This is a genomic window from Comamonadaceae bacterium OTU4NAUVB1, from assembly GCA_024372625.1.
Classification (GTDB): Bacteria; Pseudomonadota; Gammaproteobacteria; order Burkholderiales; family Burkholderiaceae_C; genus Variovorax.
On sequence record CP099605.1, the window covers coordinates 703,903 to 727,566 of the forward strand.

A 23,664-nucleotide genomic window follows, 5' to 3' on the forward strand; every position below is an offset into this window, starting at 1 on the left:
CGTGCCGGCGGCTCCGGTGGCACAGCCCGCCAGACCTCCGCTTCACCTCAGGCCCGAATCCGCGACCGACCGGCCGGAGCCCGCGATGATGCCGTCGCTCTCGGCCTCCTCCCCGCCCGCCAGCGTCGCCAGTGTCGCCCCCGCGCCGCCTGTTCCGGAGGTGCAAGCCGTGCCCGCGGCGCCGTCGCCGCCCGTGCCGTCGGCGCCTCCGGTCCGGGCGTGGCGTCCTTGGCGCTTCGCACTGGTCACGGTGGCCACGTTGCTCACCCTGGCGGCCACCGCGTCGCTGGGTCAGTGGCAGCGCTCGCGGGCCGCGCAGAAGATCGCCCTGCAAGCCGGCATCGAGGCCCAGCAGCTGCTGCCGCCACTCGACCAGGACGAATTCCTCGCGCTGGGCGACCCCGCGCCGGTCCTGCATCGGCCGGTGCGTCTGCGCGGACTGTGGCTGGGGCCACAGACGACCTACCTCGACAATCGCCAGATGCATGGCCTGACCGGGTTCTACGTGCTCACGCCGTTCGCCATCGAAGGCAGCGAGCGGACCGTGCTGGTGCAGCGCGGCTGGATCCCGCGCAATTTCAACGACCGCGCGTTGCTCGCGCCGGTGGAAACGCCCAGTGGATTGGTCGAGATCACCGCGCTCGTGGCGTCGCCACCGGGGCGGCTCCTGGACCTGGGTTCGATGGCGGGTACGCCGTCGCGCGCGGCCCCGAGCGCCGCGATGCCCGGGGCCTGGGCCGCGGCGGCGGCCAGCGCGGCATCCGACGCGGTCGCGACCGTGGTCTCGACGATGTCACCCACTGGTGCCAACGGCGCCCCCGGACCGACCGCCGCTCCGGCCGCGACATCGGATGCTGCCTCGCCGGTCGCGGTCGAAGGCATGGCGCCGGGCCGAGGCAACGATGCGCTCGCGCGCGCAGCGGATGCGACGGCGGGCGTCGCTCCGGCCTCGGAGTCGATCGTGGGGGGCGACGGGAACGCGCGTCCCGCGTCCGCCGCCGCGCGCAACGCGGCCGCCGCAGCGGCCATCACGGCCGCCCGGGACCGCGCCGTGGGGTCTTCTCCCATCCGGCAGAATCTGGACCTCAACGCGTTCCGCGCCGAGACCCGGCTGCCGCTGCGTACCGACCTCACCCTGCAACAGACCGGCGCGGCCTCCGAAGGCCTTCTGCGCGACTGGCCGGCCCCGGCCCTCGGCGTCGAGAAGCATTACGGCTATGCATTCCAGTGGTTCGGCTTGACCGGCCTTGTCGCACTCCTCTATGTCTGGTTCCAACTCATCGTCCCCTGGCGCAGGTCGCGCCGGCACCGCCGTGGCTGAGGGCGACGAGCCGCTCGGACTGACGGTGCACTCGATGCCGTCGCCCCAGCAGGCGCTCGGCGCGGGCGACACGCGGCGCACGCGACTGGGGCGCTGGAAGATGGTGGTCGTGCTGCTGTGTTGCGCGGCACCGGTCATCGCGTCGTATTTCACCTACTACGTGATCCGTCCGGAAGGCCGCCGCGTCTACGGCGAGCTGATCGACCCGCAACGCCCCATGCCGGCGCTGGAGGCGACGTCGCCGGACGGCCGGGCCGTCCCGCTGCGTGCGTTGCAGGGCCAGTGGTTGCTGGTGGCGGTCGCCGATGCCGCGTGCGATGCCCTGTGCGAGCGCCAGCTCTATCTCCAGCGGCAGTTGCGCGAGAGCCTGGGACGCGAGAAGGACCGGCTCGATCGCGTCTGGCTGGTGAGCGACGACGCGCCGATCCCGCCCCGGCTCGACAACGGGCTGCGCGGCGCGACCGTGCTGCGCGTGCCGGCCGCGCGCCTGGCAGCGTGGCTCGCGCCGGCCGCAGGCCATGGGCCGGCCGAGCACTTCTTCGTCGTGGATCCACAGGGCAACTGGATGATGCGCTTTCCGGCCGGCATGGATGCCGAGGGTGCCGCGCGCGCCAAGCGCGATCTGGAACGCCTGCTGCGCGCGTCTTCCTCGTGGGACGAGCCCGGCCGCTGACGCCGCACGCCGTCGACACCCCCTTCATGGAACACACCTCCCTCTACGATCTCGCGCCCATCGCCTGGCTGATGGCCGTGGGCATCCTGCTCGCGCTCGGACCGCTCCTGTGGGTGTGGCGTCGCCATGCCGGTGCGGGCGCCGCGCGCCGGCTGCATGCGCTGACCGTCCTCACGCTGTTCCTCACGTTCGACCTGACCCTCTTCGGTGCCTTCACGCGCCTGACCGATTCCGGCCTGGGCTGTCCGGACTGGCCAGGCTGCTACGGCAACGCCAGCCCGCTCGGCGCGCGCCACGAGATCGCCATGGCGCAGTCGGTCCAGCCCACCGGTCCGGTCACGCATGGCAAGGCCTGGGTCGAGATGGTGCATCGTTACCTCGCCACCGGCGTCGGCGTGCTCATCCTGACCCTGGCCGTCGCCACCTGGATCGTGCGTCGTCGCCAGCGGCGCCTGGTGGCGCACGCAGCCACGGATCCGGCTCCGGCATCGACCGCGCTCAGCGCCTGGTGGCCGGCGGCGACGCTCGCCTGGGTCTGCCTGCAGGGTGCCTTCGGTGCGCTGACCGTCACGCTGAAGCTGTTTCCGGCGATCGTCACGCTCCACCTGATGGGCGCGATCGTGCTGCTGGCGCTGCTGTGCATCCAGGCCGTGCGCTATCAGCAGGCCGCCGCCGGGCGCGGGCCCGTCGCGTTGGCCACGCCGCTGCGGCTCCTGCTGGTGGCCACCACCGTGCTGGTGGCGCTGCAGATCGCCCTGGGCGGCTGGGTCAGCACCAACTACGCGGTGCTGGCCTGCACGCAGTTCCCCACCTGCCAGGGCAGCTGGTGGCCCCCGATGAATTTCGCGCAGGGCTTTCAGGTCTGGCGGGAACTCGGTGTGGACGCGGCCGGTGCGCCGATCGATTTTTCCGCGCTCACGGCGATCCACTACGTCCACCGGCTGACCGCCTACGTGGTGTTCGCCGCGCTCGGCGCACTGGCCTGGCGGCTGCATCGTGACGTTCCCGCCTTGCGCGACCAGGCCAGGTGGCTCGCCGGACTGGCGCTGCTGCAACTCGCCACCGGCCTGGGCAACGTGCTGCTGGGCTGGCCGCTGGTGGCCGCCGTGCTGCACACCGGCGGCGCCGCGGCGCTGGCCGTGGTGCTGACCTGGACCCTGTGCGGAAGCCGGCGGGTCGCCTCGCGGGACGCCGCCGCCCGGACGGTGCCCGCGACCGCCTTGCGGGGCGGCGACCGAGCCCGCGCGGCCACGAACGTCGCCGCGCCATGAGCCACCAACCCGTGCCGACCCCCGCGCCGCATGCCGCTTCGCTGACGAACGTCGTGCGCCAGTTCTACGCGCTGACCAAGCCGCGCGTGGTGCAGCTGATCGTCTTCTGTGCCCTCATCGGCATGGTGCTGGCCGTCCCGGGCGTGCCCACCGGGGCCGACCTCAAGCGCGGCCTGCTCGCCTGCATCGGCATCTGGCTGGTGGCGGGTGCGGCGGCCGCCTTCAATTGCCTGGTGGAGAAGGGCATCGACGCGCGCATGAAGCGCACCGCCTGGCGTCCCACCGCGCGTGGCGAATTGAGCGACATCCAGGCGCTCGCGTTCTCGGCGGCGCTGTGCGCGACGGGTTCGGCATTGCTGTGGTTGACCGTGAATCCGTTGACCATGTGGCTGACCTTCGCCACGTTCGTGGGCTATGCCGTCATCTACACCGTCATCCTGAAGCCGCTGACGCCGCAGAACATCGTGATCGGCGGGGCGTCCGGGGCCATGCCGCCCGTGCTCGGGTGGTCCGCCATGACCGGTGACGTCGGTCCGGAGGCCATGATCCTCTTCCTCATCATCTTCCTGTGGACGCCGCCGCATTTCTGGGCGCTGGCGCTCTACCGCGTCGAGGACTACCGCAAGTCCGGGCTGCCGATGCTGCCGGTCACGCACGGCAACGCTTTCACGCGGCTGCAGGTGCTGCTCTACACCTTCATCCTGCTGGCCGCGTGCCTGCTGCCGTTCATCTACGGCATGAGCGGCTGGCTCTACCTCGCGGTCGCGGTGGCGGTCAGTCTGGGCTTCTGCGGCTACGCGTTCGCGTTGTGGCGCGACTACTCGGACGCACTGGCACGCAAGACCTTCCGCTTCTCGTTGATCCACCTGAGCGTGCTGTTCGCGGCCCTTCTGGTCGATCACTACGTTTTCTGATCCACGCATCCACACCACCCCGGGGCCCGACCCCACGAAAACATCCATGGACAAGCGTCGTTTCCTCCATTGCGTCGGCGCCTCGGCGCTGGCCCGCGGCGTCGGATTCACGCTGCTCGGCAGCGGTCTCGCGGCGTGTTCCGAATCGACGCCCAAGCAAAGCTTCAGGGCCGTCGACCTGACCGGTGCCGATTACGCCAAGGACTTTTCCCTGACGGATGCCGATGGGCGCCGACGCACGTTGGCCGACTTCAAGGGCAAGGTCGTGGTGATGTTCTTCGGCTATGCGCAGTGCCCGGACGTGTGTCCCACCACGATGACCGAGATGGCGCAGGTCAGGCAGGAACTGGGCAAGGACGCGGACAAGTTGCAGGTGGTGTTCGTGACCGTCGATCCCGAGCGCGACACGGCACCGGTGATGAAGGCCTACACCCAGGCCTTCGACCCGAGCATCGTCGCCCTGATTCCGACGCCCGAGGAACTCGCCGCGCTGTCGAAGGACTTCAAGTTCTACTACAAGAAGGTCGAGGGCTCGACCCCGACGAGCTACTCGATGGACCATTCCGCCGCGAGTTACATCTACGACCCGGCGGGCCGGTTGCGGCTGTATTCGCGCTATGGCTCGGGCGTGGAGCCGATGGTGGCGGATGTGAAGACCCTGCTGGCCCAGGGCTGAAGCAGGAAGAGGGCCGGGACCCCGACCCCGGGCTTCAGGCGTATTCGACCAGCGCCTTCTTCATTTTCTTCATCGCCGCGACCTCGATCTGACGGATGCGCTCCGCCGAGACGCCATAGACCGCGGCGAGGTCGTGCAGCGTCATGCCGCCCGAGCCGTCGTCGTTCACCTTGAGCCAGCGTTCCTCGACGATGCGGCGGCTGCGATCGTCCAGCGCTTCGAGCGCGGTCGTGATGCCTTCGCTCGACAGGCGGTCGCGCTGCTGGGATTCCAGCTGCGCGGTCGGCTCCTGGGTCGCGTCGGCCAAGTAGGCGATCGGACCGAAGCCTTCGTCGCCGTCGTCGGCCGGACCGGGATCGAGCATCACGTCGCCGCCCGAGAGACGCGTTTCCATCTCGAGGACTTCCTCGCGCTTGACGTTCAGCTTGGCGGCCATGGCGTTGACCTCGGCCGGGCTGAGCGTGTCGCGGTGCGTCCCGTGGTCGGCGGCGGCGGCGTCGGCCTTGAAGTTCTGCTTCATGGAACGCAGATTGAAGAACAGCTTGCGTTGCGCCTTGGTCGTCGCGACCTTGACCATCCGCCAGTTCTTCAGGATGTACTCGTGGATCTCGGCCTTGATCCAGTGCATGGCGTAGCTCACGAGCCGCACGCCCTGGTCCGGGTCGAAGCGCTTCACCGCCTTCATCAGGCCGATGTTGCCTTCCTGGATCAGGTCGCCGTGCGGGAGGCCATAGCCGAGGTATTGGCGCGAGATCGAGATGACGAGGCGCAGATGCGACAGGACCAGCGCGCCGGCGGCTTCGAGGTCGTTGTGGTCGCGCAGCTTGCGCGCGAAGCCCTGCTCTTCCTCGAGCGTGAGCAGGGGCAGGCGGTTGGCCGTCGAAATGTAGGCATCGAGGTTGCCGAGCGGCGGCACCATCGACCATGGATTGGCGACGGCGAGCTGGTGGGTCGCGATAGAGGCTCCAGACAGCGATGTCATCAGGGAAACTCCTTTGTGGATTGTCATATTAGCACTCGGTTAGAGGGAGTGCCAAAGCAGTAGTTCCGAGCCTAATTGCATCAATCAGGCGGTTTTCGGAATTCATTGTTCCGAATTCGGCAACAAAGCAAGGGGGATGGAAGCGCGTCGCGAAGGCATCGCGGACCGCGTCCGGATGGATTTCGCAAACATCAAGATGGGCCATGCCGAGCGACCCGGCTGTCGGCCGATGTCGGTCGATGCCCCTCGCGATGACCGACGTCATCCCGACCGCGCGGCGTCCGGCCGAAGCGATCCCGTGGCCTCAGTCGGTCCCGACGAGGGCCTGCGCGAACTCGCGGGCGTCGAACGTCTCGAGGTCCTCGAGACGTTCGCCGACGCCGATGAAGTAGACCGGGATCGGCCGTTCGCGCGCGATGGCGCACAGCACGCCGCCCTTGGCGGTGCCGTCGAGCTTGGTGACGATCAGCCCAGTCAGCCCCAGCGCCTCGTCGAACGCCTTGACCTGCGCCAGCGCGTTCTGCCCGGTGTTGCCGTCGATGACAAGCAGCAGCTCGTGAGGCGCCGTGGCCTCCGCCTTGGCGACCACGCGCTTGATCTTGCGCAGTTCGTCCATGAGATGCAACTGCGTGGGCAAGCGGCCGGCGGTGTCGACGAGCACCACGTCCTTGCCACGCGCCCGGCCGGCATTCACGGCGTCGAAGCTGACGGCCGAGGGATCACCCCCGGCGTTGCTGACGATCTCCACTGTGTTGCGGTCGGCCCAGACGAGCAGTTGCTCGCGGGCCGCCGCACGGAAGGTGTCGGCGGCCGCCAGCAGGACCGACGCGCCTTCGCTGGAAAGGTGCTTGGTGAGCTTGCCGATGGAGGTCGTCTTGCCCGCGCCGTTGACGCCGGCGACCATGATCACCGTCGGCACGTGGCGACCGATCTCCAGCGGCTTCTCCAGCGGGCGCAGCAGGTCCGCGATGGCCTCGGCGAGCAGCACGCGCACCTGCTGCGCGTTGGTGGCGATCTGGCTCTTGACGCGGCGGCGCAGGTCGTCGAGCAGGTATTCGGTGGCCTTGACGCCCGTGTCCGCCATGAGCAGCGCGGTCTCCAGCTCCTCGTAGAGTTCCTCGTCGATCTGGGCATTGACGAAGACGGCCTGGATGCCGGTGCCGGTCTTGCGCAGCCCGGTCTTGAGCTTGTCGATCCAGCCCTGGCGCGCCGCCTCGGCCATCGGAGCGGGACGGGCGGGCGACCCCGGGGACGTCCTGGAGCCGGGAATGGCGACGGGGCCCGGGGCGGGAGGCGCCGGTGCCAGCGAAGGACGTGGCACGATCGGCGTGATGGCCGGCACGTCGGGCGCCGGCCCGGGCACGGCTTCGGGCTTGCCGCCGAACCAACTCGACGGCGAGAACACGGATTTCGCGGCTGGAACCGTCGGCGGCGGGGCCGTGGCGGGTTCGGACGCGACAGCGGGCGGCGCGACGTCGTCGGGCTGCGGCTTTTTCTTGAAGAAACTGAACATCGGTGCTTTTTTACAATCCGAGCCATTCTATGAAACACCCCTTGCCACGCCGTTCGGCGTCGGGCGTGGTGCTGGCCCTGGCGCTCTCGGCGTCCTGGATCCTGCCGGCCTCCGCCCAGACTTCCCCTCCCACAGCGCCACCTGTCTCCCCGACGTCCGGGACACCGGCCGGCGACAGCGCGCGCGCGCAGCAGTTCACGCTGTCCAACGGCATGACCCTGATCGTCAAGCCCGACCGCCGCTCCCCCACGGCGGTGCACATGGTGTGGGTGCGGGTGGGTGCCATGGACGAGGTCGACGGCACCTCCGGCGTTGCGCACGCCCTCGAGCACATGATGTTCAAGGGCACCAAGCGGATCCCGCCGGGCGAGTTCTCGCGCCAGGTGGCCGCGCTGGGCGGTCAGGAGAACGCCTTCACCTCGCGCGACTTCACCGGCTACTACCAGCAGATCCCGGCGGGCAAGCTCGAGGACGTGATGAAGATCGAGGCCGACCGCTTCGCCGACAACCAGTGGCCCGATGCCGAGTTCAAGCGCGAGATCGAGGTCATCAAGGAGGAGCGCCGGCTGCGCACCGAGGACCAGCCGCGCGCCCTGCTCGGCGAGCAGCAGAACGCCGCCGTCTTCATGGCCTCGCCCTATCACCGGCCGATCGTCGGCTGGATGAGCGACCTCGACGCCATGACGCCGGACGACGTGCGCGACTTCCACGCCAAGTGGTACGTGCCCGCCAACGCGGCGATCGTGGTGGCCGGCGACGTCGACGTCGCCAGGGTGCGGACGCTGGCCGAACGCTACTACGGCCGCATTCCCGCGCGGGCGGTGCCGGCGCGCAAGCCCCGCACCGAGCCCGAGCAGCGCGGCATCCGGCGCCTGGAATTCAAGGCGCCGGCCGAACAGGCCTACGTCTCGCTGGCGTTCCGCACGCCGCGCCTGGAAAGCCTCGACGGCGAGAGCGACGCCTGGGCGCTGGTGGTGCTCTCGGCCCTGCTCGACGGCTATCCGGGCGCACGGCTCGACCGGGCGCTGACGCAGGGTCCCGACCGCGTGGCCGATTCCGCCGGCAGTGGCGCCGGCTTCATCGGCCGCGGTCCGCAGCTCTTCGAACTCGACGGCGTGCCGGCGCCGGGCAAGACCACCGAGGCCGTCGAGGCGGCATTGCGCGCCGAGATCGCCCGCGTGGCGAAGGAGGGGGTGGGCGCGGCCGAACTCGCCCGCGTCAAGACGCAGTGGGTGGCCAGCGAGACCTACAAGCTCGACTCCGTCATGGCGCAGGCGCGCGAGCTGGGCAGCCAGTGGGTCCAGGGCCTGCCGCTGGACGCCAGCGCGCGCATCATCGCGCGGCTCCAGGCCGTGACCGCCGAGCAGGTGCAGGCCGTGGCCGGCCGCTATTTCGGCGACGACCAGCTCACCGTGGCCACGCTGCGCCCCCTGCCGCCCGAGAAGAACCGCCGCCCGCGCCCCGCACCCGCCGGCGAGCTGCGTTGAAGGACACCGTTTCCATGCTGCAGAAGAACCTCAGAACCCTCGCCGCCGGCCTGCTGCTGGCCGGCGCGACCACCCTCGTCGCCCTTCCCGCGCAGGCCGCGCCGCCGATCCAGAACTGGACGCTCGCCAATGGCGCCCGCGTCTACCTGGCGGCGACCGACGCGCTGCCCATCGTCGACGTGCAGGTCGACTTCGACGCCGGCAGCCGGCGCGACCCGCCCGCGCAGGCCGGCCTGGCGAGCACCAGCGCCCTGATGATCGAGAAGGGCTTGCGCGCCGCCGGCGGCGAGCCCGCGCTCGACGAGAACGCCCTGGGCGAGGCCTGGGCCGACCTCGGTGCGTCGTTCGACGCCGGGGCCGGCCCGGAGCGCACCAGCTTCACCCTGAGAACCCTGGCCGATCCGGCGCTGCTCGATCGTGCCGTGGCCCTGGCCGCGCGCGAGATCGGCGAGCCGGCGTTCCCGGACGACGTCTGGCGGCGCGAGCGCGAGCAGATCGGTGCCGCCATCAAGGAAGCCAACACCCGTCCGGGCACCGTGGTCGCCCGCACGTTCGCCCAGAAGGTGTACGGCAGCCACCCCTATGGCGAGGAGACCACCGAGGCGACCCTCGCGGCGATCGACACGGTGGCGATGCGCGCGCGCCACGAGCGCCTGATCCAGCCCTGCCGCGCGAAGCTGAGCATCGTCGGCGCCGTCACGCGCGCCCAGGCCGAGGCCATCGCCACGCGGCTGCTGTCGCGCCTGCCGCCGCCCGCCGAGGCCGGCTGCGCGCCGTTGCCGCCGGTCGCCGAGGTGGCGCCGCTCGCCGCCGCGAGCGTGACGGAGATGCCGTTCGACTCCGCCCAGGCGCACGTGATGCTCGGCCAGCCGGGCTACCAGCGGCGTGATCCGGACCACTTCGCGCTCACCCTGGGCAACTACGTCCTGGGTGGCGGCGGCTTCGTCTCGCGCCTGACCAGCGAGGTGCGCGAGAAGCGCGGCCTGGCCTACAGCGTCTACAGCGGTTTCTCCCCGGGACTGCACGCCGGGGCCTTCCGCGTGGCCTTCCAGACCCGGCCCGACCAAGCCGCGCAGGCGCTGGCCGTGTCGCGCGAGGTGGTGGCGAAGTTCGTCGCCGACGGCCCGACGCAGGCCGAACTCAAGGCGGCGAAGGACAATGTCGTCGGCGGCTTCCCGCTGCTGCTCGACAGCAACGCCAAACTGCTCGGCAACGTCGCCAACATCGCCTGGAACGACCTGCCGCTGGACTACCTCGATACCTGGACCACCCGAATGAACGCCGTCACCGTCTCCGACATCCGAGCCGCCTTCGCGCGCAAGCTGCAGCCCGATCGCATGGCCGCCGTCGTCGTGGGAGGCAAGCCATGACGCGCCCGGGTCCCCGCGTCGGGCCGACCGGCAAGGCCGCCCGCGCCGCCAAGCCGAATGCGCCCCAGCACGACAAGCGCCCGCACGAGGTCCGCATCGTCGGCGGCCAGTGGAAGCGCACGCGCCTGGCCGTGGCCGACAAGCCCGGCCTGCGCCCGACGCCCGACCGGGTGCGCGAGACGCTCTTCAACTGGCTCGCCAGCCTGGCCGGCGCGGGCGGTGGGGAGCTGCCCGGCTGGCACTGCGTGGACGCCTTCGCCGGCACGGGCGCGCTGGGGTTCGAGGCGGCCTCGCGCGGCGCGGCGCAGGTGCTGGTCTGCGAGCAGGATGCCGAGCTCGTCGAGCGCCTGCTGAAGATCAAGGCGAAGCTGATGGCCGAGGCGGTGCGCGTCGAGCGCGGCAACGGCGTGACGGCGCTGGAGCGCGCGGTGCCCGGCAGCCTGCACCTGGTACTGCTCGATCCGCCCTTCGAGACGCCGGCGCTCTACGAGCCGGCCCTGCGCGCGGCCGCGCGGGCGCTGCGTCCCGACGGCGCCGTCTATCTGGAGGCGGCGCGCCGGTGGAACGACGACGAGCTCGCCGGCTTCGGACTGCGGGTCTTCCGCCACCTCAAGGCCGGCGCCGTGCACGCGCACCTGCTGCGCCCCGCCGACGAGGACGCGACCGGGACCGATCCGTCGGCATAATCCGCTGGATTCCGAAGGGTCCGGACCCGGGCCCGCCCAAGACACCGATTCCAGCAGCCGCCGTCGTCGACGGCCACCCAGAGGAGACTCTCCCGATGTCCAGCGTGATCGCGGTCTATCCCGGCACTTTCGACCCGATGACGCTGGGCCACGAGGACGTCGTGCGGCGCGCCACGCAGCTGTTCTCGCACGTCATCGTCGCCGTCGCGGCCGGCCACCACAAGAAGGCGATGTTCTCGCTGCCCGAGCGCATCGCCATGGCCGAGGAGGCGGCGCGGCCCTATCGCGACCGCGTCACCATCGAGAGCTTCTCCGGCCTGCTGCGCGACTTCGTCGTCTCCCGGGGCGGCAAGGCGATGGTGCGCGGGCTGCGCGCGGTCACCGACTTCGACTACGAATTTCAGCTCGCCGGGATGAACCGCTCGCTCATGCCCGACGTCGAGACGGTCTTCCTCACGCCCAGCGACAAGTACCAGTTCATCTCCAGCACCTTCGTGCGCGAGATCGCCACGCTCGGCGGCGAGATCGACAAGTTCGTCTCGCCCTTCGTGCAGAGCAAGCTCGAAGCCAAGGTGCGCGAACTGTCGCTCGGCTAGGCGACGACCATGGTGTCGTCGATCACGAGCGCCGCGCCGCGCGATCTGCCGCGACTCCACGCGCTGGGCGACGGGGCCCTGGTCTGCACCCTGGCCGCGCCCGCCACCCTGGCGCGGCAGCGACGCATCTGGGCCCTGCGGGAGGAGGCCCTGCGGTGGCCGGCGGTGAGCGAGGCCCTGCCGGGGATGAACAACCTGACCCTGCTGTTCGACCCGGCGCTGGTCGACGCGGCCGAGCTGGAGATCCAGGTCCTGACCGCGTGGCCGCAGCTCGGCGCCGGCGGCGAGGACATGGACGCGCCCGGGCGCACCGTCGAGATCCCCGTGGCCTATGGCGGCGCGCACGGCCCCGACCTGGCCGACGTCGCCGCCCACACCGGCCTCGCGCCCGCCGAGGTGGTGCGCCGCCACGCGGGGGGCGAGTACGTGGTCTACCTGCTGGGCTTCCTGCCGGGCTTCGCCTTCATGGGCGGGCTCGCGCCGGAACTCGCCACGCCGCGCCGGACCGAGCCGCGCCTGACCGTGCCGGCGCGCTCCGTGGGCATCGGCGGGGCCCAGACCGGCATCTACCCGCTCGCGTCGCCCGGGGGCTGGCAGCTCATCGGGCGGACCGCGCTCGAACTGTTCGACCCGCAGGCGGCCGAGCCGACCCTGCTGCGCCCGGGCGACCGCGTGCGCTTCGTCGTCGAAAGCTTCGAGCCATGATCGTCGTCGTCAGGCCCGGCCTCCTGGCCTCGGTGCAGGACCTGGGCCGGCACGGCCACCGCGACCTGGGCATCTGCCCCGGCGGCGCGCTCGATGCGCTGGCGCTGACCCTGGCCAACCGGCTGGTGGGCAACGCGCCCGGCGCCGCCGGGATCGAACTGACCATGGGACGCTGCGAGCTGCGCTTCGAGGCCGACACGCGCATCGCGCTGGCCGGCGGCGACTTCGGTGCCCGGCTCGACGGCACGCCGCTGGCGCCGTACTGGAGCGTGGCCGTCCAGGCCGGGCAGTCGCTGGTGCTGGGCGAGGGCAGGGCGGGCGCAACGGGCGCCGGCCCTGGGCTGCGGGCCTGGCTGGCGGTGGCCGGCGGCATCGACGTGCCCATGGTGCTCGGCTCGCGCAGCACCGACCTCAAGGCCGGCTTCGGCGGCCATCGCGGCCGGGCGCTGAAGAAGGGCGACCGGCTGGCCCTGGGCCCCTCCGCGCTCGATGCCGCGCAGCGCGGGCGCCGTGCCCTCGGCCTGCGCGGACCCGAGGGCGGCATCGACGAGCGCGACCGCCACGCGATGCCGGACTCCGATGCCGCCAAGGCCGGCGCGCGGGCGCACAGCCTCTTCGGCGGGCATCGCGACGAAGGCGACGATGACGGCGACGCGATCGTCCTGCGCGTCATGCCCGGGCCCGAGTTCGACCACTTCACGCGCGCTTCCCAGGCCGCGCTGTGGCGCGCGCGCTGGCGCATCACGCCGCAGAGCAACCGCATGGGCAGCCGCCTCGAGGGCCCGGCCCTGCAGCGCGCGCGGTCCGGGGAGATGCTGTCCTCGGGCGTCGTGCCGGGCACGGTCCAGGTGCCGCCCACGGGCCAGCCGATCGTCCTGATGGGCGATGCCCAGACCACCGGCGGCTATCCGCGCATTGGCGCCGTGATCCGCGCCGACCTGTGGAAGCTCGCGCAGGCACCGCTGGGGGGCGCGCTGCGCTTGGTGCAGGTCGACGCGGTTCAGGCCCGGCTCGCCTGGGAGGCGCAGCGCCGTTACCTGGCACTGGCCTTGCAGGGCCTGAGCGCGGCGGGCTGGCCGATCGCGCCGGCGCCGACCGGGTCGGCCGCGTCCGCTCCTGAGCCTGCTTCCGCCTCCGCTTCCGCGTCGCCGGCAGCGAACCCCGATTCCAACGTTGGAGGACCATTCCATGCAGATTGACCTGAACGCCGACCTCGGCGAAGGCGCGGGCAGCGACGAGGAACTGCTCGCGCTGGTGAGCTCGGCCAACATCGCCTGCGGCTGGCACGCGGGCGACGCGTCCACCATGCGCCAGTGCGTGCGCTGGGCGATCGATCGCCATGTGGCGATCGGCGCTCACCCGAGCTTTCCGGACCGCGCCAACTTCGGCCGCAGCACCATGCACCTGCCGCCGCAGGAGATCGTCGACGGCCTGCTCTATCAGATCGGTGCGCTCGCGGCCATCGTCAAGGCCGAGGGTGGCACGCTCGCCCACGTGAAGCCGCACGGCGCGCTCTACAACCAGGCGGTCAAGGAGCCCGAACTCGCCGCCGCCATCTGCGAGGCCGTGCGGCGCTTCGACCCCGGCCTGCGCTTCTTCGGCCTGGCCGGCAGCGGCATGATCGCCGCCGCGGAACGCGCCGGCCTGAGGCCGGTGGAGGAGGTCTTCGCCGACCGTGGCTACATGCCCGACGGCAGCCTGGTGCCGCGCAGCCAGGCGGGGGCGCTGATCGAGGACGAGGCGGCGTCGCTGGCGCAGACCCTGTCGCTGGTGCGCGACCACCGCGTCACGGCCATCGACGGCAGCGTGGTGGCCGTCAACGCCCAGACCGTGTGCCTGCACGGCGACGGCGCGCACGCGCTGGCCTTCGCCCGGCGCATCCGCGCGGCGCTGGAAGGCGAGGGGATCGCGGTCATGGCCACGGCCGCCTGAGGGCCGCTCAAGCGGGCGGCAGTCGCGCGAGCCAGTCCGCCAGCAACGCGTTCACCGGCGCCGGCTTCTCCATCGTCAGCATGTGGCCGCAGTCCGGAAGCCAGTGCAGTTCGGCGTGCGGGACGCATTCGGCGATCTCGCGCGAGCACTCGGGCGGCGTCAGTCGGTCGGTGTCGCCGCACAGGACCAGCACCGGGCAGCGCAAGGCGCCCAGATGCGTCCGCGCGTCGGGGCGTTGCATCACGGCGCGGTTCTGGCCCACCAGCTGCGCCACGCCGGCGTCCATCACCATCTCCACGTAGCACCGCACCAGCGCCTTGTCGGCCGCCTGTTTCGGGTGGAAGGCGAAGTTGGCGTTGAACTCGATGAGCTCGCGCGCCTCGCCGCGCTCGAACAACCCGATGGCCGACTCCCGCAGGCGGAACATGTCCGGCGTCTCGGGGCGCGGGCTGGTGCCCAGCAGGGCCAGGCCGGCGATGCGTCCGGGGGCCTGCCGCGCGGCCTCCATGGCGATCATCCCGCCCATCGAGGCCCCGCACAGCACAAGCGTACCGTCGTGTTCGGCCAGCACGGCGCGCGCCATGGCCTCGATGACGCCATGGCGCATGTGCACGTCGCTGACGACGGCATCGAAGGCGGCCGGGACGGCGGCGCGCTGCGCGTGCCAGAGGCGGGCGTCGCAGGCGAGGCCGGGCAGGAAGACGAGTCGGGTCATCGCCGCATTCTCGGTGACGCCGCACGGGCGTCACGCCGCGGATCGACCCGTGTCACGCCGGGCGCCGACAATGGCCGGCGCCATGACCGAACCCAACGCCACGCCCGCCACCGATCCCGTGCTCCCCCTCGCCACCGAACTCGTCCTGGTGCGCCACGGCGAGACCGCCTGGAACCGCGAACTGCGTTTCCAAGGTCATGCCGACGTCCCACTCAACGACATGGGCCACGAGCAGGCGCGCCGCCTCGGGCTGCGCCTGGCGGACGCGGCGGTGGATCACCTGTTCTGCAGCGATCTGATGCGCGCCCAGCAGACCGCCGCGCCGGCCGCGCAACGCCTCGGTCTGCCGGTGGTGACGCTGGCGGGCCTGCGCGAGCAGCACTTCGGCCTCGTCGAGGGGCTGCGTGGCGACGAGATCCGCGCGCTGCATCCGCGCGCCTGGGAGGAATGGCTGGAATTCCGCGAGGACCACGCCATGCCCGAAGGCGAGTCGCCCCGGCGCTTCCACGCCCGCGTGATCGAGACGCTGGGCGCCATCGCCGCGGCGCATGCCGGGCGGACGCTGTTGGTGGTGACGCACGGCGGCGTGCTCGACATGGTCTGGCGCACCGCCCACGGCCTGGGCCTGAACGGCCCGCGCCAGAGCGACATCCCCAACGCCGGCGTCAGCCGCATCCGCCTGCCCGATGCGTCGCGGCCCGGCCACATCGAGATCCTCGACTGGGCCGACACCCGCCACCTGGACGACCTGCCGGCGCAGCCGGTGTACGACCAGCGGCGGCACATGGCGAAGTAGCCGGCGTCCTTAGATCAGTCCCAGGGCCCGGTTCACGGCGCTCACCTGGCGCCGCAGCCGCAGCGATTCGGGCTGGCCGTTGAGCTGGCGCTGCAGCACGTCCTGCGCCGCCGCCAGGGAGCGGGGCGTGCCGGCGCGCACGCGGGCGTCGAGCAGCACCTGGTCGAACAGGTCGCGCTGCGCGTGGCTGCCACCGATCTCGACCATGCGCGGCAGCGCCGTGCCCAGCGCCTCGATGGCGCGCGGGAAGTCGCCGCGCGCATGCGCCAGCAGGCCGTGCGCGGCCGGCACGCACACCTGCTGCCAGGCGGCGCGGGTCTGGTCGGGCGCCCGCGCGGCGAAGGCCTCGATGCGCCCCAGCAGGACGTCGGCCTCGTCGCGCCCGGCCCGCGCCAGGCCGTAGAGGTACTGCAGGTCGAGAAAGGGCAGCACATGGTCGTCGAGCCGGTGGAGCAGGTGCGCCGCCACGTCGTCCCAGCGCGCGCCGACGTCGATGCCCGCCAGCTCCAGTCGCGCGAGCAGCGACACGGCGCCGATCTGGTCCTGGGTGTAGTCCACGGCCACGCCCCAGACATGGTCGTCGTGGATGGCGAGCGCCTCGTCGTCGCGGTCCAGGTCGATGAGGAACAGCGCCACGTGCCACCAGTTGTGCGTGACCATGAAGGAGTTGAGTCCCACCCAGGTGTCGCTCACGTCCCGCATGAATTCGAGGCCCTCGGCCAGGCGCCCCTCGGTGAGCATGACGTGGCCGAGCGCATGGTGTGCCCAGGGTTCCTTGCGATTCAGGGCGATGGCGCGGCGCGCGCTGACCTCGGCCTCGCGCAACCGGTGGCACTGCTCGTGGCCGAAGGCGACCATGCCGTGCGCCTGGGCGACGTCGGCGGCCGCCGGCAGGGCGGTCTGGGCGAGTCGCAGCAGGCCGGGAAAGTCGCCGATGTTGAAGCAGTGGTACTGGCCGAGCTTGACCGAGGCCAGGTCGCGCGGGTGCTCGCGCGCCTGCTCCTGGTGCAGCGCGATGGCGCCCTCGACGTCGCCGTCGACCCAGGCGCCGACGGCGGCGATGAAACGCCGCTCGCGCGGCGTGGTGCGCGCCGCCCCGGCCCGGGCACGCTCGATGAAGGGCCGCGCGCCGGGCGCGCCGTCCTTCGACTCCGAGAACATGTGCAGCGCGGCGCAGCAGGCCTGCACCATCGGGGTGGTGTCGCCGGCGGCGCTCAGCACGTCGGCGGCGGTCGACTCGCAGGCGATGAAGCCGCTGGCGAAGGCGTCGATGGCCGCGGCCGCGCCGGGGTCGTCGAGCGTCACGGGGTTGCCCAGGAAGTCGGTGGTGGTGGTCATGGTGTCGTGGCGATGGGTCGCGGCCGGGCGCGGTCCGGTATCAGGCCTCGGGCGGCACCGGCCAGGGCCGTTGCGCCGCGCGGATCTGTTCGAAGGCGCGCGCCACCCGCAGCACGCCCAGGTCGTCGAAGCGCCGACCGGCGATCTGCAGGCCGATCGGCAGCCCCGCCCCGGTGTAGCCGCAGTTGATCGACGCGGCCGGCTGCTCCGACATGTTGAAGGGCACCGTGAAGCCGATGTGCTCCAGCGGACGCAGCGGGTCGTTGGTCGGCGAGGGCCACTCGGCCGGCGCGGGCGAGTTGGGCGCGGTCGGCGAAATGACGTAGTCGAAGTCGGCGCAGGCGGCCACCGCCGCCACGCGCGTGGCGTGGAACTGGCTGAAGGCGCGGAAGACGTGCTCGCCGCCGAAATCGGCCGCGCTCTCGGCCCAGCGGCGGATGTAGGGCAGCACCTTGTCGCGCTGCGCCGGCGCCAGCGCCTGCAGGTCGACGTGCGAGCGCATGCGCCAGAGGTGGTCCATGCCGTCGAGCATCGTCCGCGTCATGAACGGACGCATCGGTTCGACCACGGCGCCGGCGGCTTCGAAGCGCGCCGCCGCGTGCTCGACCGCCGCGCGGATCTCCGGCTCCACCGCCAGCCCGCAGCCGGCGTCGAGCAGCAGGCCAATGCGCAGGCCGCGCAGGTGGTCGGGGTCGACGTCGAAGTCGCGCCAGGCGATGTCCTGCGGCGGCAGGTTCATGCTGTCGCGCGCGTCCGGGCGCGCGAGCGCCTCGAGCATCAGGGCGGCGTCGCCGACCGTGCGCGTCATCGGACCGGCGGCGCGTCCCATGTAGGGCGGGTCGATCGGCACGCGACCCAGGCTGGGCTTGAGCGTGAAGATGCCGCACCACGCCGCCGGCAGGCGCAGCGAGCCGCCGATGTCGGTGCCGATGTGCAGCGGCCCGTAGCCGGCGGCGGCGGCGGCGGCGGCCCCGGCGCTGGAGCCGCCCGGCGTGCGCGAGCGGTCCCACGGATTTCGCGAGAGCGCATGGAAGCTGGAGAGGCCCGACGACAGCATCCCGTAGTCGGGCATGGTCGTCTTGGCCAGGATCACGGCGCCCGCTTCCTTCAGGCGCGCGGCCGGCGGCGCGTCGTGCTTCGCCGGCACCAGCGCGACGGCGGCGGTGCCCGCGGGCAGCGGGTCGCCGCGCGTGGCGATGTTCTCCTTGATCGTGACGGGCACGCCGTCGAGCGGGCCGCGCTCCTCGCCGCGCCGCCAGCGCGCCTCGGAGGCGCGGGCCTGTTCCAGCGCGGCCTCGGGCCGCAGCAGCCAGGTCGCGCGCAGGTGCGGCTCCCAGCGCTCGATGTGGTCGAGGACGTCGCGCGTCGCCTCGACCGGCGAGAGCGAGCCGTCCCGGTAGGCCGCGCCGAGTTCGCGCGCCGAATGGTCGTGGAGCCGGCTCATGCCCACGAGAGCGCGGACAGGTCGTTGGCGAAGATCGGCAGTTCCTTCCACAGGCCCTTGACGTTCTTCTTCGCGATGGTCGGAAACTGCGGCTGGTAGAGGTAGCCGTTGGCGGCGTCGGTGGCCAGCAGTTTCTGCGCCTCGCCCAGCAGCCGGGCGCGCTCGGCCGGCGCGGCCGTGTTCTGGATCTTGTCGTAGAGCGTGTTGAAGGCCTTGGACTGGTAGCCCCAGTAGTAGTCCGCCTTGGCGTAGTTGCCCAGGTCGAAGGGTTCGACGTGCGAGACGATCGACAGGTCGTAGTTCTTGTTGCCGTAGGTGCCGCTGAGCCATTGCGCCCATTCCACGTTCTGCACCTTGACCACGATGCCGATCCTGGCGAGCTGCGCCACGATCATCTCGCCGCCCTGGCGCGCGTAGGGCGGCGGCGGCAGGGTCAGGGTCAGTTCGAGCGGCGTCTTCACGCCGGCCTCGGCCATCAGCTTCTTCGCCTTCTCGAGGTCGAAGGGGTTGATGGCGGTGGTATCGACATAGCCCGCGGCGCCCGGCACGTAGTGGCTGCCGATGGGCACGCCGAAGCCGTCGGCCGCGCCCTCGATCACGGCCTTGCGGTCGACCGCCGCCAGGATGGCGCGACGCACGCGCACGTCGTCGAGCGGCTTCCTGGCGCTGTTGATCGCCAGGATCGTCTTGGCGCGCGAGCCCGCCAGGATGACCTGGAACTGCGGATTGCCCCTGAACTGCGCCACGATGCGCGTGGCCGCGCGCGGGAACACGTCGACGTCGCCGGCCATCAGCGCGGCGGCCTGCGCGGCGCTGTCGGAGATGAATCGGAAGGTGACGCGGTTGATCTTCGCCTGGCCCGGATTGCGGTAGCCGTCCCACTTGGTGAGGACCAGCGAGGCGCCCTTGTTGTAGGCCTCCAGCCGGTACGGACCGGTGCCCACGGGCTTGGCCGCGTTGGTGTCGGCGCTCCTGGGCTCGACGATGACGGCCGTGGCCTGGCCGAGCGCGAAGGGCAGGTCGGGATCGATCTCCTTGTTCAGGATTACGACGGTGAACTCGTCGACCGCCTGCACGCTCATGCCGGCGAAGGCGCGCTTGTCCTTGTTGGTGCTCTTCTCGCCGCCCGCGCGCTCGAAGCTGAACTTCACGGTCTGGGCGTTGAAGGGCTCGCCGTTCTGGAACTTCACGCCGCGCTTCAGGCGGAAGGTGTAGGTCTTCAGGTCGGGCGAGACGTCCCAGCTCTCGGCCAGCAGCGGGCTCACGCTGCCGTTCTCGTTGACGCGGGTGAGCGTCTCGTAGATGTTGTAGAGGGTGACCTCCGCGATCGAGGCGGCGGCGCTGGCCGTCGGGTCCAGGCCGGTCGGCTCCAGCGTCATGCCCAGCACCAGGGCGTCCTTGCGGCCCTGCGCCAGCGCGGCGGCCGGGGCGGCGAGCATTCCGAGGGCGAGCGAGGCGCTTCCGGTGGCGAGGAGGGTGCGGCGGTTGAGCATGCGATGGAACTCCGGGTGGTCGGGTTGGAAGAAGAACTACGAGGACTGCGCGAGGACCAGGGCCGGGCCGCGCGGCACCGCTGCCAGCAGGCGGCGCGTGTAGGGGTGCCGCGCGTCGCGGAACAGCCGCTCGGGCGGTCCGGCCTCCACGATCTTGCCCTCGAGCAGCACGACCACGTCGTCGCACAGGTGGTTGACCACCGCGAGGTCGTGGCTGATGAGCAGGAAGCTGATGCCCTCGCGCTGCTGCAGGTCCTGCATCAGGTTGAGCACCTGCGCCTGGACCGACACGTCGAGCGCGCTCACCGGCTCGTCGGCGACGATGAGTTTCGGCCGCGTGATCAGCGCGCGCGCGATGGCGATGCGCTGGCGCTGGCCGCCGGAGAACTCGTGCGGGTACTTGTCGAGGTCGGTGGGGCGCAGTCCGACGGCGGCGAGCGCCTCGCCCGCGCGCTCGCGCCGCTCGGCGCGGCCGGCCAGGCCCAGGGCCTCGATCGGCTCGGCGACGATGCGCGCGACGCTCTGGCGCGGATCGAGCGAGCCGTAGGGGTCCTGGAACACCATCTGGAAGTCGCGCCGCGCGTCGCGCAGCTCGCGTGCGTCCAAGGCGTTCAGGTCGCGTCCCTGCAGGCGCACGTGGCCCGCGGTGGGCTTGTCCAGCGCCATCACCAGCCGTGCGAGGGTCGACTTGCCCGAGCCCGATTCGCCCACGATGCCCAGGCTGCGCCCGGCCTCGACGCGGAAGCTCACGCCGTCGAGCGCCCGCACCACCGGCGCCGGCGCGAAGAGCGACGTGCGCGGCAGCGGGTAATGCCGCACGAGGCCGGCGACCTCCAGCAGCGGCGCGTCGGCGGAACCGCCGGGGAGGGCCAGGTCGGGCGCACCGGCGGTCATGCGGGGGGCCCCCCGCTGGCGGCCGCGACCTCGTCGAGCCGCAGGCAGCGCACGCGGTGGCCGTCGGGGAATTCCACGACCGGCGGCCGGGTGGCGTGGCAGGCCTCGACGGTAAAGGCGCAGCGCCCGGCGAAGGGACAGCCCGGCGGCAGGTCGACGAGTTCGGGCACGCTGCCCCGGATGGTCGCCAGCCGGCCGCCGCGCGGCGCCCCCAGCACCGGCCGGGCAGCGAACAGGCCCTGCGTGTAGGGGTGCGCGCGGCGCGCGAACAGCGCCTTCGTCGGTCCGCTCTCCACGACCGTGCCGCCGTACATCACCAGCATCCGGTCCACGGTGTCGGCGATCACGCCCAGGTCGTGCGAGATCAGGATCAGCGCCATGCCGCGCTCCGCCACCAGCTCCGCGATCAGGTCGAGGATCTGCTTCTGCACCGTCACGTCGAGCGCGGTGGTGGGCTCGTCGGCGATCAGCAGATCCGGCCCGCAGGCCAACGCCATGGCGATGCCGATGCGCTGGCGCTGGCCGCCGGAGAACTGGTGCGGGTAGGCGTCCAGGCGGGCCGCCGCGTTGGGAATGCCCACACGCTCGAGCAGCGCGAGCGCCTCCGCGCGCGCCGCGGCGGCGCCCAGGCCGCGATGCAGGCGCAGCGGTTCGCCCACCTGGCGCGCGATGGTGTGCAGCGGGTTGAGCGCGGTCATCGGCTCCTGGAAGATCATGCCGATGCGGTTGCCCCGGACGCGGCACATCGCGCGGTCGGAAAGCCCCACCAGGTCCTGCCCGTCGAAACGGATGCGGCCCGACACCTCCGCCGTCTCCGGCAGCAGCCCCATGAGCGACTGCACCGTGATCGACTTGCCACTGCCCGACTCTCCCACGATGCCCAGCGTCTGGCCGCGTTCCAGCGAAAGATCGACGCCGCGCACCGCGTCGGCCGGGCCACGCTGCGTCTGCAGGCGGACGTGGAGGTCTTCGACTTCGAGCAGGGGCATGGTTTCAGGGGTCAGGTCATCGGCTTCTGGCCAGGCGGGGATCGAGCAGATCGCGCAGGCCGTCGCCCAGCAGGTTCAGGCCCAGCACCGCCAGCGCGATCGCCAGCCCCGGCCACACGGCCAGCAACGGCTGCTGGAACATCAGGGTCTGTGCCTCGCTGAGCATGCGGCCCCACGAGGGCTGCGGTGGCTGGGTGCCCAGGCCCAGGTACGACAGCGCCGCCTCGGCCAGGATGGCGATGGCGAAGCGGATCGTGAGCTGCACGATCAGCACCGCCGAGATGTTGGGCAGCACGTGCTGGAAGGTGATCGCGAAGGCGCCCTTGCCGCAGGCGCGCGCGGCGGCCACGTACTCGCGCGACCACACCGTGTTGGCCGAGGCGCGCGTGATGCGCGCGAAGGTCGGGATGTTGTAGATGCCGATGGCCACGATGGCGTTGACGATGCCCGCGCCGAAAACGGCCGTCATCATGATCGCCGACAGGATGGCCGGGAACGCCATGGAGAAGTCGCACACCCGCATCACCGCCTCCTCCACCCAGCCGCGCCGCGCCGCCGCCAGCAATCCGAGGGCGGTCCCCACGACCAGGCCGATGCCCACCGCGATCACACCCACCAGGATGGACGCCCGCGCCCCGACCAGCAACAGCGAGGCGACGTCGCGACCGAAGGCGTCGGTGCCCAGCCAGTGCGCCCGGGTGGGCGCCTGCAGCTTGGCGGGCATGTCCATCTCGTAGGGCGACCACGGCGTCCAGACCAGGGACAGCAGCGCCGCGGCGACCAGCAGCAGCGTCAGCACGAAACCGATTGAGAAGCTGCGGTGCCGCCACGCCCGCCGCCAGAAGCCGGGCGACGTCGACGGCGTCGCGCCGCTGATCGCGCTCGTGTTCATACGTCGGCGGCCTTGATGCGGGGGTCGATCACGGCGTAGAGCACGTCGACCACGAAATTCACGATCACCACCATGGCCGCGAGCAGCATCACGCAGTTGCGCACCACGACCAAGTCGCGGTTGCTGATGGCCTGGAAGATCAGGCGGCCGAGGCCGGGCAGGTAGAACACGTTCTCCACCACGATGGTGCCGGCGAGCAGTTCGGAGAACTGCATGCCCATCACCGTGATCACCGGGATCAGGGCGTTGCGCAGCACGTGCAGCCACAGCACCGCGCGCCGGGACACGCCCTTGGCGCGCGCCGTGCGCACGAAGTCCTCGCGCAGCACCTCCAGCACCGCCGAGCGCGTGATGCGCGCGAGGATCGCCGCCTGCACCACCGCCAGCGACAGGGCCGGCAGCAGCAGCGACTTCAGGCCCGCGCCCACGCCTTCGCCCCAGCCTTCGAAGCCACCGGCCGAGAACCACTGCAGCTTCACCGAGAACACCAGGATCAGCAGGATCGCGAACCAGAAGTTGGGGATGGCGATGCCGACCTGCGCGAGGCTCATCAGGCCGACGTCGCCGAGCCGGTTGTGGCGCGCGGCGGCCGTCACGCCCACCACCAGCGCCAGCACGGTCGTGAGGGTCATCGCCAGCAGCGCCAGCGGCACGGTCAGCGCGAGGCGTTCGAGGATCAGGTCGAGCACCGGCGAGCCGTAGGCGTAGCTGTCGCCGAGGTTGCCCGTGAGAAGGCCGCCCACCCAGTGCACGTAGCGCGTCCAGGCCGGCGCGTCGAGTCCCAGCTTCGTGGCCAGGGCGGTCACCGCCTCGGGGGAGGCGTCCGGCCCCATGAGGATCTGCGCGGCGTTGCCCGGCAGGATCTCCAGCACCAGGAACACGATGGCCGATGCGCCGATGAGCGTGCCGATCAGGGTCGCGAAGCGTTTGAGAAGGAAGATGCTCATGGGGCGGGGCGCAGCATAACCGGACCGTCG

23 protein-coding genes and 1 pseudogene are annotated in these 23,664 nt (G+C 71.7%); 13 read left to right on the forward strand and 11 right to left on the reverse strand.

All coding sequences use genetic code 11. The features are described from left to right. Nucleotides 1-42: 42 nt before the first annotated feature. A complete protein-coding gene (locus tag NF681_06665) occupies nucleotides 43-249 on the reverse strand; it encodes a hypothetical protein (protein ID UST54870.1) in 207 nt (68 codons plus the stop codon). Nucleotide 250: 1 nt separating this feature from the next. Between NF681_06665 and NF681_06670 the strand changes: the two genes are divergently transcribed. From NF681_06670 to NF681_06690, 5 genes are read left to right on the forward strand one after another with little or no spacing between them, the layout of a single operon-like run. Continuing rightward, nucleotides 251-1,321 (forward strand): SURF1 family protein, encoded by a 1,071-nt coding sequence (locus tag NF681_06670; GenBank protein ID UST54871.1) that lies wholly within the window; start codon nucleotides 251-253, stop codon nucleotides 1,319-1,321. Beyond that, the gene (locus NF681_06675; GenBank protein UST54872.1) at nucleotides 1,314-1,994 is read left to right on the forward strand and encodes a hypothetical protein; all 681 of its coding nucleotides are present in this window, start codon (nucleotides 1,314-1,316) and stop codon (nucleotides 1,992-1,994) included. Before NF681_06670 ends, NF681_06675 begins: the two co-directional genes overlap by 8 nt. 26 nt (nucleotides 1,995-2,020) lie before the next feature. Then, a complete protein-coding gene (locus tag NF681_06680) occupies nucleotides 2,021-3,265 on the forward strand; it encodes a COX15/CtaA family protein (GenBank protein ID UST54873.1) in 1,245 nt (414 codons plus the stop codon). Next, the gene (cyoE, locus tag NF681_06685; protein ID UST54874.1) at nucleotides 3,262-4,179 is read left to right on the forward strand and encodes a heme o synthase; all 918 of its coding nucleotides are present in this window, start codon (nucleotides 3,262-3,264) and stop codon (nucleotides 4,177-4,179) included. The genes NF681_06680 and cyoE overlap by 4 nt, the downstream gene beginning before the upstream one ends. A 46-nt stretch (nucleotides 4,180-4,225) precedes the next feature. Further along, nucleotides 4,226-4,855, forward strand: coding sequence for an SCO family protein (locus NF681_06690; protein ID UST54875.1), 630 nt, complete (start codon nucleotides 4,226-4,228; stop codon nucleotides 4,853-4,855). Between the two features lie 34 nt (nucleotides 4,856-4,889). On the opposite strand, the gene rpoH is transcribed toward NF681_06690, so the two are convergent. After that, entirely contained in the window at nucleotides 4,890-5,837 is a 948-nt protein-coding gene (rpoH, locus tag NF681_06695) for an RNA polymerase sigma factor RpoH (GenBank protein UST54876.1), read from the reverse strand. Nucleotides 5,838-6,141: 304 nt separating this feature from the next. After that, nucleotides 6,142-7,350, reverse strand: a complete 1,209-nt coding sequence (gene ftsY, locus NF681_06700; GenBank protein UST54877.1) for a signal recognition particle-docking protein FtsY — start codon at nucleotides 7,348-7,350, stop codon at nucleotides 6,142-6,144. 29 nt (nucleotides 7,351-7,379) lie between these two features. Between ftsY and NF681_06705 the strand changes: the two genes are divergently transcribed. The 7 genes and pseudogenes from NF681_06705 (at nucleotide 7,380) to pxpA (ending at nucleotide 14,126) form a co-directional block, all read left to right on the forward strand. Then, complete coding sequence (locus NF681_06705) at nucleotides 7,380-8,837, forward strand: insulinase family protein (protein UST54878.1); 1,458 nt, start codon at nucleotides 7,380-7,382, stop codon at nucleotides 8,835-8,837. Between the two features lie 14 nt (nucleotides 8,838-8,851). Beyond that, complete coding sequence (locus tag NF681_06710) at nucleotides 8,852-10,207, forward strand: insulinase family protein (GenBank protein ID UST54879.1); 1,356 nt, start codon at nucleotides 8,852-8,854, stop codon at nucleotides 10,205-10,207. Beyond that, complete coding sequence (gene rlmJ, locus NF681_06715) at nucleotides 10,204-10,893, forward strand: 23S rRNA (adenine(2030)-N(6))-methyltransferase RlmJ (GenBank protein ID UST54880.1); 690 nt, start codon at nucleotides 10,204-10,206, stop codon at nucleotides 10,891-10,893. The genes NF681_06710 and rlmJ overlap by 4 nt, the downstream gene beginning before the upstream one ends. A 95-nt stretch (nucleotides 10,894-10,988) precedes the next feature. After that, nucleotides 10,989-11,489, forward strand: a complete 501-nt coding sequence (gene coaD / locus NF681_06720) for a pantetheine-phosphate adenylyltransferase (GenBank protein UST54881.1) — start codon at nucleotides 10,989-10,991, stop codon at nucleotides 11,487-11,489. A 9-nt stretch (nucleotides 11,490-11,498) separates the two neighbouring features. Further along, complete coding sequence (gene pxpB / locus NF681_06725) at nucleotides 11,499-12,194, forward strand: 5-oxoprolinase subunit PxpB (protein ID UST54882.1); 696 nt, start codon at nucleotides 11,499-11,501, stop codon at nucleotides 12,192-12,194. Then, a pseudogene (locus NF681_06730) lies at nucleotides 12,191-13,162 on the forward strand (biotin-dependent carboxyltransferase family protein). Before pxpB ends, NF681_06730 begins: the two are co-directional and overlap by 4 nt. Nucleotides 13,163-13,382: 220 nt before the next feature. Continuing rightward, nucleotides 13,383-14,126: a 5-oxoprolinase subunit PxpA gene (gene pxpA / locus NF681_06735; protein UST54883.1), complete on the forward strand. Its 744-nt coding sequence runs from the start codon at nucleotides 13,383-13,385 to the stop codon at nucleotides 14,124-14,126. A 7-nt stretch (nucleotides 14,127-14,133) separates the two neighbouring features. On the opposite strand, the gene NF681_06740 is transcribed toward pxpA, so the two are convergent. Then, a complete protein-coding gene (locus NF681_06740) occupies nucleotides 14,134-14,841 on the reverse strand; it encodes an alpha/beta hydrolase (protein UST54884.1) in 708 nt (235 codons plus the stop codon). Nucleotides 14,842-14,923: 82 nt separating this feature from the next. Here NF681_06740 and NF681_06745 point away from each other — a divergent pair, with 82 nt between their 5' ends. After that, entirely contained in the window at nucleotides 14,924-15,637 is a 714-nt protein-coding gene (locus NF681_06745; GenBank protein ID UST54885.1) for a histidine phosphatase family protein, read from the forward strand. A 9-nt stretch (nucleotides 15,638-15,646) separates the two neighbouring features. Here NF681_06745 and NF681_06750 read toward each other — a convergent pair whose 3' ends face one another. The 7 genes from NF681_06750 to NF681_06780 are packed head-to-tail and all read right to left on the reverse strand — an operon-like array spanning nucleotide 15,647 to nucleotide 23,634. Continuing rightward, the gene (locus tag NF681_06750; protein UST54886.1) at nucleotides 15,647-16,975 is read right to left on the reverse strand and encodes a tetratricopeptide repeat protein; all 1,329 of its coding nucleotides are present in this window, start codon (nucleotides 16,973-16,975) and stop codon (nucleotides 15,647-15,649) included. A 40-nt stretch (nucleotides 16,976-17,015) separates the two neighbouring features. Then, a complete protein-coding gene (locus NF681_06755; GenBank protein UST54887.1) occupies nucleotides 17,016-18,419 on the reverse strand; it encodes an amidase in 1,404 nt (467 codons plus the stop codon). Next, nucleotides 18,416-19,912 (reverse strand): ABC transporter substrate-binding protein, encoded by a 1,497-nt coding sequence (locus NF681_06760; GenBank protein ID UST54888.1) that lies wholly within the window; start codon nucleotides 19,910-19,912, stop codon nucleotides 18,416-18,418. The genes NF681_06755 and NF681_06760 overlap by 4 nt, the downstream gene beginning before the upstream one ends. 36 nt (nucleotides 19,913-19,948) lie before the next feature. Beyond that, the gene (locus NF681_06765) at nucleotides 19,949-20,806 is read right to left on the reverse strand and encodes an ATP-binding cassette domain-containing protein (protein UST54889.1); all 858 of its coding nucleotides are present in this window, start codon (nucleotides 20,804-20,806) and stop codon (nucleotides 19,949-19,951) included. Beyond that, nucleotides 20,803-21,795, reverse strand: coding sequence for an ABC transporter ATP-binding protein (locus NF681_06770; GenBank protein ID UST54890.1), 993 nt, complete (start codon nucleotides 21,793-21,795; stop codon nucleotides 20,803-20,805). Before NF681_06770 ends, NF681_06765 begins: the two co-directional genes overlap by 4 nt. Before the next feature lie 16 nt (nucleotides 21,796-21,811). After that, nucleotides 21,812-22,687 carry an ABC transporter permease gene (locus tag NF681_06775; GenBank protein UST54891.1) on the reverse strand — a complete coding sequence of 292 codons (876 nt, stop codon included), beginning with the start codon at nucleotides 22,685-22,687 and terminating at the stop codon, nucleotides 21,812-21,814. Then, nucleotides 22,684-23,634 carry an ABC transporter permease gene (locus NF681_06780; protein UST54892.1) on the reverse strand — a complete coding sequence of 317 codons (951 nt, stop codon included), beginning with the start codon at nucleotides 23,632-23,634 and terminating at the stop codon, nucleotides 22,684-22,686. The genes NF681_06775 and NF681_06780 overlap by 4 nt, the downstream gene beginning before the upstream one ends. Nucleotides 23,635-23,664 lie beyond the last annotated feature (30 nt).

Bases quoted from the DNA above. Each gene is read 5' to 3' on its own strand.
- NF681_06750 (UST54886.1), bottom strand. From the start codon at position 16,975: ATGACCACCACCACCGACTTCCTGGGCAACCCCGTGACGCTCGACGAC.
- NF681_06765 (UST54889.1), bottom strand. From the start codon at position 20,806: ATGACCGCCGGTGCGCCCGACCTGGCCCTCCCCGGCGGTTCCGCCGAC.
- NF681_06705 (UST54878.1), top strand. From the start codon at position 7,380: ATGAAACACCCCTTGCCACGCCGTTCGGCGTCGGGCGTGGTGCTGGCC.
- NF681_06680 (UST54873.1), top strand. From the start codon at position 2,021: ATGGAACACACCTCCCTCTACGATCTCGCGCCCATCGCCTGGCTGATG.
- NF681_06760 (UST54888.1), bottom strand. From the start codon at position 19,912: ATGCTCAACCGCCGCACCCTCCTCGCCACCGGAAGCGCCTCGCTCGCC.
- NF681_06755 (UST54887.1), bottom strand. From the start codon at position 18,419: ATGAGCCGGCTCCACGACCATTCGGCGCGCGAACTCGGCGCGGCCTAC.
- pxpB (UST54882.1), top strand. From the start codon at position 11,499: ATGGTGTCGTCGATCACGAGCGCCGCGCCGCGCGATCTGCCGCGACTC.
- NF681_06780 (UST54892.1), bottom strand. From the start codon at position 23,634: ATGAGCATCTTCCTTCTCAAACGCTTCGCGACCCTGATCGGCACGCTC.
- ftsY (UST54877.1), bottom strand. From the start codon at position 7,350: ATGTTCAGTTTCTTCAAGAAAAAGCCGCAGCCCGACGACGTCGCGCCG.
- NF681_06690 (UST54875.1), top strand. From the start codon at position 4,226: ATGGACAAGCGTCGTTTCCTCCATTGCGTCGGCGCCTCGGCGCTGGCC.
- NF681_06745 (UST54885.1), top strand. From the start codon at position 14,924: ATGACCGAACCCAACGCCACGCCCGCCACCGATCCCGTGCTCCCCCTC.
- NF681_06770 (UST54890.1), bottom strand. From the start codon at position 21,795: ATGCCCCTGCTCGAAGTCGAAGACCTCCACGTCCGCCTGCAGACGCAG.
- NF681_06775 (UST54891.1), bottom strand. From the start codon at position 22,687: ATGAACACGAGCGCGATCAGCGGCGCGACGCCGTCGACGTCGCCCGGC.
- rlmJ (UST54880.1), top strand. From the start codon at position 10,204: ATGACGCGCCCGGGTCCCCGCGTCGGGCCGACCGGCAAGGCCGCCCGC.
- coaD (UST54881.1), top strand. From the start codon at position 10,989: ATGTCCAGCGTGATCGCGGTCTATCCCGGCACTTTCGACCCGATGACG.
- pxpA (UST54883.1), top strand. From the start codon at position 13,383: ATGCAGATTGACCTGAACGCCGACCTCGGCGAAGGCGCGGGCAGCGAC.
- cyoE (UST54874.1), top strand. From the start codon at position 3,262: ATGAGCCACCAACCCGTGCCGACCCCCGCGCCGCATGCCGCTTCGCTG.
- NF681_06710 (UST54879.1), top strand. From the start codon at position 8,852: ATGCTGCAGAAGAACCTCAGAACCCTCGCCGCCGGCCTGCTGCTGGCC.
- NF681_06740 (UST54884.1), bottom strand. From the start codon at position 14,841: ATGACCCGACTCGTCTTCCTGCCCGGCCTCGCCTGCGACGCCCGCCTC.
- rpoH (UST54876.1), bottom strand. From the start codon at position 5,837: ATGACATCGCTGTCTGGAGCCTCTATCGCGACCCACCAGCTCGCCGTC.